Origin of the sequence: Cognatilysobacter lacus, from assembly GCF_008274655.1 — a bacterium.
In the GTDB taxonomy this organism is placed as follows: domain Bacteria; phylum Pseudomonadota; class Gammaproteobacteria; order Xanthomonadales; family Xanthomonadaceae; genus Cognatilysobacter; species Cognatilysobacter lacus.
The window spans coordinates 1-6,003 of sequence record NZ_VTRV01000158.1; the positions used below are offsets into that span (position 1 = coordinate 1).

The 6,003-nt window shown below is 66.5% G+C and carries 5 protein-coding genes; all 5 read right to left on the minus strand.

Annotated elements, in window-relative coordinates; translation table 11 throughout:
* Window positions 1-149 precede the first annotated feature (149 nt).
* Window positions 150-626, minus strand: a complete 477-nt coding sequence (gene greA, locus FW784_RS11885; RefSeq protein WP_149353556.1) for a transcription elongation factor GreA — start codon at window positions 624-626, stop codon at window positions 150-152.
* Window positions 627-758: 132 nt separating this feature from the next.
* Complete coding sequence (gene carB / locus FW784_RS11890; protein ID WP_149353557.1) at window positions 759-4,001, minus strand: carbamoyl-phosphate synthase large subunit; 3,243 nt, start codon at window positions 3,999-4,001, stop codon at window positions 759-761.
* A gap of 26 nt (window positions 4,002-4,027) precedes the next feature.
* A complete protein-coding gene (locus tag FW784_RS11895) occupies window positions 4,028-4,576 on the minus strand; it encodes a hypothetical protein (RefSeq protein ID WP_149353558.1) in 549 nt (182 codons plus the stop codon).
* Window positions 4,573-5,697, minus strand: coding sequence for a glutamine-hydrolyzing carbamoyl-phosphate synthase small subunit (gene carA / locus FW784_RS11900; protein WP_149353559.1), 1,125 nt, complete (start codon window positions 5,695-5,697; stop codon window positions 4,573-4,575). The genes FW784_RS11895 and carA overlap by 4 nt, the downstream gene beginning before the upstream one ends.
* 177 nt (window positions 5,698-5,874) lie before the next feature.
* Window positions 5,875-6,003 (minus strand): dihydrodipicolinate reductase C-terminal domain-containing protein (locus tag FW784_RS11905; RefSeq protein ID WP_328592729.1); only part of this gene is annotated, 129 nt, incomplete at its 5' end.

Sequence of the window (6,003 nt, forward strand, 5' to 3'; positions counted from 1 at the left end):
CCGCGAGGCAGCACATCGAACAGCGCGTCAATGCCCGTGGCGCCGGGGCTTCGGTCCGCGCGCCCGAGCGCCCGCGCGACATGCGCAGGCAGCGCTTCACCCGCGAAACGATCGCGCCGGGGCAACACGAGGGTGGCGCGGCGCATGGATCAGCCGGTGTAGCGCACGCTCACGATTTCGTATTCGCGCGTTCCACCCGGCGCCTCGATCGTGATCGGATCGCCTTCGTGCCTGCCGATCATCGCGCGTGCAACGGGCGACGAGATCGCGATCAGCGACTGCTTGATGTCGGCCTCGAGGTCGCCAACGATCTGATAGGTCCGGGTCTCGTCAGTCTCGACGTCGACCAGCTCGACGGTCGCACCGAACACAACGCGCGACCCCGCGTTGAGCTTGGAGACGTCGATCACCTCGGCATGCGACAACTCGCCTTCGAGCTGTTTGATCCGGCCCTCGATAAAGCCCTGCTGTTCGCGCGCGGCGTGGTACTCCGCGTTTTCCTTCAAGTCGCCGTGCGCGCGCGCTTCGGAAATCGCGCTGATGACCGCGGGGCGCTGCACGGACTTCAGGTTGTCGAGTTCGGCGCGCAGACGCAGCGCACCCTTCGCGGTGATTGGAGCTCTCATTGCAGATCCCTTTGGACGCGGCGGGCGCCGGGTCGTGTGTCTATGACCGATTGTGCCGCGTCGGAACGCGCCGCGCAGCGTGGAGACGCGTCCGGCCGCACGGAGCGGCCGGCGGGTGCGCGGTGGGCACCGTCAGGTGATCGTGGCGTGCAGCTCCTGCAGTGACCACACCGGCCCCGTGCCGCGGTATTCCAGCGACTGCAGCAAGGCGCGCGCGCCCGACACGGTCGTCGAATACGTGACGCGATGCTGCAGCGCCTCGCGACGGATGGAGAATGAATCGGCAATCGCCTGGCGACCCTCGGTCGTGTTCACGATGTAGACGATCTCACCGTTCTTGATGAGGTCCACGACATGCGGCCGGCCCTCGATCACCTTGTTCACCACCTCGCACGACACGCCTTGCGACTTCAGGAAGCCCGCCGTACCGCGCGTGGCGACCACGGTATAGCCGCGATGCGCCAGCTCCTGTGCTACCGGAACCAGCTTGGCCTTGTCCGGATCGCGCACCGAGACGAACACCTTCCCGGTCGCCGGCAGCGCGCGGATACCGGCGGCTTCGTGGGCACGCGCGATCGCCGCACCGAAGTTGCGGCCCACGCCCATCACTTCGCCTGTGGAGCGCATCTCCGGGCCGAGGATCGGGTCGACGCCCTGGAACTTCGCGAACGGGAAGATCGCTTCCTTCACCGAGAAGTAGTCGGGGACGACCTCTTTCGTCGCGCCCTGCTCCGCCAGCGTCATGCCGGCCATGCAACGCGCCGCGATCTTCGCCAGCGGGATGCCGATCGCCTTCGACACGAACGGCACCGTGCGCGATGCGCGCGGATTCACCTCGAGCAGGAAGATGGTGTCGGACCCGTCCGCTTCCTGCTGGATGGCGAACTGCGTGTTCATCAGGCCCACGACCTTGAGCGCCCGCGCAAGCGCCACGACCTGCTCGCGCAGTCGATCCTGGGTGGCGGCGGACAACGTGTACGGCGGCAGCGAGCACGAGGAGTCGCCCGAATGCACGCCTGCCTCTTCGATGTGCTCCATCACGCCACCGATCAGCACGTTGCCTTCGTGGTCGGCGATGACATCGACATCGACTTCCACCGCGTGGTCGAGGAAGCGATCCAGCAGCACCGGCGAGTCGTTCGACACCTTCACGGCATCGCGCATGTAGCGCGCCAGGTCGGTGTCCGCGTGCACGACTTCCATGGCGCGGCCGCCGAGCACGTAGCTCGGACGTACAACCAGCGGGTAGCCGATCTCGCGCGCGAGCACGAGCGCTTCCTCGGGATTGCGCGCGGTGCGGTTCGGCGGCTGCCTGAGGCCGAGGTCGTCGACGAGCTTCTGGAAGCGCTCGCGGTCCTCCGCCAGGTCGATGCTGTCAGGCGACGTGCCGATCACCGGCACGCCGTTGGCCTCGAGCGCCCGCGCCAGCTTCAGCGGCGTCTGGCCGCCGTACTGCACGATCACGCCGAAGGGCTTTTCCAGATCGACGATTTCCAGCACGTCTTCGAGCGTGAGCGGCTCGAAGTAGAGGCGATCGGACGTGTCGTAATCGGTCGACACGGTCTCCGGATTGCAGTTGACCATGATGGTCTCGAACCCGTCGTCGCGCAGCGCGAGCGCGGCGTGGACGCAGCAGTAGTCGAACTCGATGCCCTGCCCGATGCGGTTCGGCCCACCGCCCAGCACGATGATCTTGCGGCGATCGGTGGGGTTCGCCTCGCACTCGTCCTCGTACGTGGAATACATGTACGCGGTTTCGGTGGCGAACTCGCCTGCACACGAATCGATGCGCTTGTAGACGGGGCGTACACCGAACGCGCGACGCAGGGCGCGCACGGCCGACTCGTCGGTGCCGGTCAACTGGGCCAGGCGCGCATCCGAAAAGCCCATGCGCTTCACTGCGCGCATGCGCGGCGCGTCGAGCGCGGCGAGGCCTGCAGCGGCGACGTCCTTCTCCGTATCGATGATCTCTTCGATCTGGTCCAGGAACCACAGGTCGACATGCGAGAGCGCGTGCACGTCCTCGACGCTCATGCCGGATCGGAATGCGTCTCCGATGTGGAACACGCGCTCGGCGCCCGGCTCCTTGAGTTCGCGGCGCATCGTCGCCAGATCTTCCGGGCTCGCCAGGTCCAGCCCGGTGGGATCCAGCCCGACCTTGCCGGTCTCGAGCCCGCGCAAGGCCTTCTGCAGCGATTCCTGGAACGTGCGGCCCATCGCCATCACTTCGCCGACGGACTTCATCTGCGTGGTGAGGCGCGCGTCGGCCTGCGGGAATTTTTCGAATGCGAAGCGCGGAATCTTCGTCACCACGTAATCGATCGACGGCTCGAACGACGCCGGCGTCTGCCCGCCGGTGATCTCGTTGCGCAGCTCGTCCAGCGTGTAGCCGACTGCCAGCTTCGCGGCCACCTTGGCGATCGGAAAGCCCGTCGCCTTCGACGCCAGCGCCGACGAGCGCGAAACGCGCGGATTCATTTCGATCACGACCACCCGGCCGTCCTGCGCGTTCACGCCGAACTGCACGTTAGAGCCGCCGGTATCGACGCCGATCTTGCGCAGCACCGCGATGGAGGCGTCGCGCAGGCGCTGGTATTCCTTGTCGGTCAGCGTCTGCGCGGGAGCAACGGTGATCGAGTCGCCTGTGTGCACGCCCATCGCATCGAAGTTCTCGATCGAGCACACGATGATGCAGTTGTCCGCCTTGTCGCGGACGACTTCCATCTCGAACTCCTTCCAGCCCAGCACCGACTCCTCGACGAGGATCTCGTGCACCGGCGAGAGCTCCAGGCCACGCTTGGCGATCTCCTCGAATTCTTCCTTGTTGTAGGCGATGCCGCCGCCCGTTCCGCCAAGCGTGAAGCTGGGCCGGATGATGGTCGGGAAGCCCACGCGGGTCTGGATGTCGACCGCCTGCTCGAAGTTGCGCGCTACCTCCGCCTTCGGGCACTCGAGGCCGATCTCCTGCATCGCGATGCGAAACAGCTCGCGGTCCTCCGCCATCCGGATCGCATCGCGCGACGCACCGATCAGCTCGACGTTGTACTTCTCAAGCACGCCGTTGTCCGCGAGGTCGAGGGCGCAGTTGAGCGCGGTCTGGCCGCCCATCGTCGGCAGCAGGGCGTCGGGCCGCTCCTTCGCGATGATCTTCTCGACCGTCTGCCACGTGATCGGCTCGATGTAGACCGCGTCCGCCATGTCGGGGTCCGTCATGATCGTGGCCGGATTGCTGTTGACCAGCACCACGCGAAAGCCTTCGTCGCGCAGCGCCTTGCACGCCTGCACGCCGGAATAGTCGAACTCGCAGGCCTGGCCGATCACGATCGGGCCTGCGCCGATGATCAGGACGGTCTTGATGTCGGTGCGCTTGGGCATTGAATTCCTCGAATCGGTTACGGCAATCAGCGCTTCTGGAGGCCGCAGGCGGCCACGACCTGCTGACGCATGGCCTCCGTTTCCGCGCCGTCCAGATTCAGGTTCTTGGAGAGTCCCGATTGCAGGACTGCCGCAGCCGGCGTCTGCATGAACGCTACGAGGTCCTGTCGTTCGGACGGCGAAAACGTTTCGAGCTCGGGCCCGATGTCGGGCGCCTTCGTGTCGTTGGCGACTGCCATCATCGTGCCCTGCAACAGCTTCAGCATGCGGCCGCCGCCCCCGGTCGCGCCGAAACGCTTCCATGCCTCGATGTTCTCGCCGTCCGCGAACGACGTCGACAGCGACTTCAGCAGGCGCTGCTCGATGCTCGCGCCTACCGATGACGCCACGCACGACTTCTGGGTCTGCGTCATGGACGGTTCGTCCATCTGCGCCGCCATGTGCTGGACGACGACACCGAGCATCGTGTCGAAACCGAACAGGTGCTCGATCTCGCGCGCCTGCGCCTCGGTGGGTGCGGCTGCGCTGGCAGGCAGGCTGACGGCAAGGGCGACAGCGAAGAACATCGACTTCATCGGGCGGTTTCCATTGCGGTTATGAAGCGGTCGAAGAGTGGCGCCATGTCGTGCGGGCCGGGGCTCGCTTCGGGATGACCCTGGAAACTGAAGGCAGGCGCGTCGGTGAGCGCGATGCCCTGGTTGCTGCCATCGAACAGCGAGCGATGCGTCACGTGGACATTCGCGGGTAGCGACGCTTCGTCCACCGCGAAGCCGTGGTTCTGGCTGGTGATCAGCACGCGGCCACTGTCGACGTCCTGCACCGGGTGATTCGCGCCGTGGTGACCGAACTTCATCTTCAGCGTCCGTGCACCGACAGCCAGCCCGAGGATCTGGTGACCCAGGCAGATGCCGTACAGGGGCAGCTTGCGCGCGAGGAACTCGCGCGTCGCGTCGATCGCGTACGTGCACGGTTCGGGATCGCCGGGGCCGTTGGAAAGCACGACGCCGTGTGGATTCATCGCAAGCACGTCGGCGGCGGATGTCTGTGCGGGAACGACGGTCACGCGACAGCCGCGCGAGGCAAGCATGCGCAGGATGTTGAGCTTCACGCCGAAGTCGTAGCAGACGACGTGGAAGCGACCGTCGGCGCGCGCGAACTCGTCGCGATCGAGGTCGAGCTCGCTCTCGCGCCATTCGTACGGCTCGCGCGTGCAGACCTCGCGGGCCAGATCCATGCCCTTCAGGCCGGGGAACTTGCGCGCGGCCTCGATCGCGACGTCGACGTCGATGTCGCCCGCCATCAGCGCGCCGCTCTGCGCGCCGCGGTCACGGAGCATGCGCGTGAGTTTGCGAGTGTCGATATCCGATATCGCGACGACGCCGTTCGCGGCCAACCACTGCGGAAGCGCGACCTGCGAACGCCAGTTGCTGGGGCGCTTCGGTATGTGTCGAACGATCAGGCCGGCCGGCCACACGGCGCGGGCCTCGTCGTCCTTGGGCGTGGTGCCGGTGTTGCCGATGTGCGGATAGGTCAGCGTAACGATCTGTCGCGCGTACGAGGGATCCGTCAGGACTTCCTGATAGCCCGTCATCGCGGTGTTGAAGACGACTTCGCCGACCGAAAGACCGGGCGCGCCGATCGAGACGCCCTCGAAGATCGTGCCGTCTTCGAGCGCGAGGATTGCAGATTGGGTCACGGGGGTTGCCTGTGCTGCCACGGGATGCCGAGCCCTGCAGGCGCCGGATCGCGGCTGCAGAAAATCGCGGACGCGGTGCGGGACCGGTCCGACGAAGGGCTTCAGGCGAGCGGGAATTCTAGACGCATGGTGCCCGCGAAGCCAGCGCCGCGAGCGGCCGTGACCCGCGCAACGGGCTCAGTCGAGCAGGTCGGCCACACCGTAGGCGCCGGGCGCGCGGCCCTGGAGACGCGCAGCGACGTGGAGCGCGCCGCGCGCGAATATGTCGCGGCTGGTGGCGCGATGCACCAGCTCGACGCGTTCCCC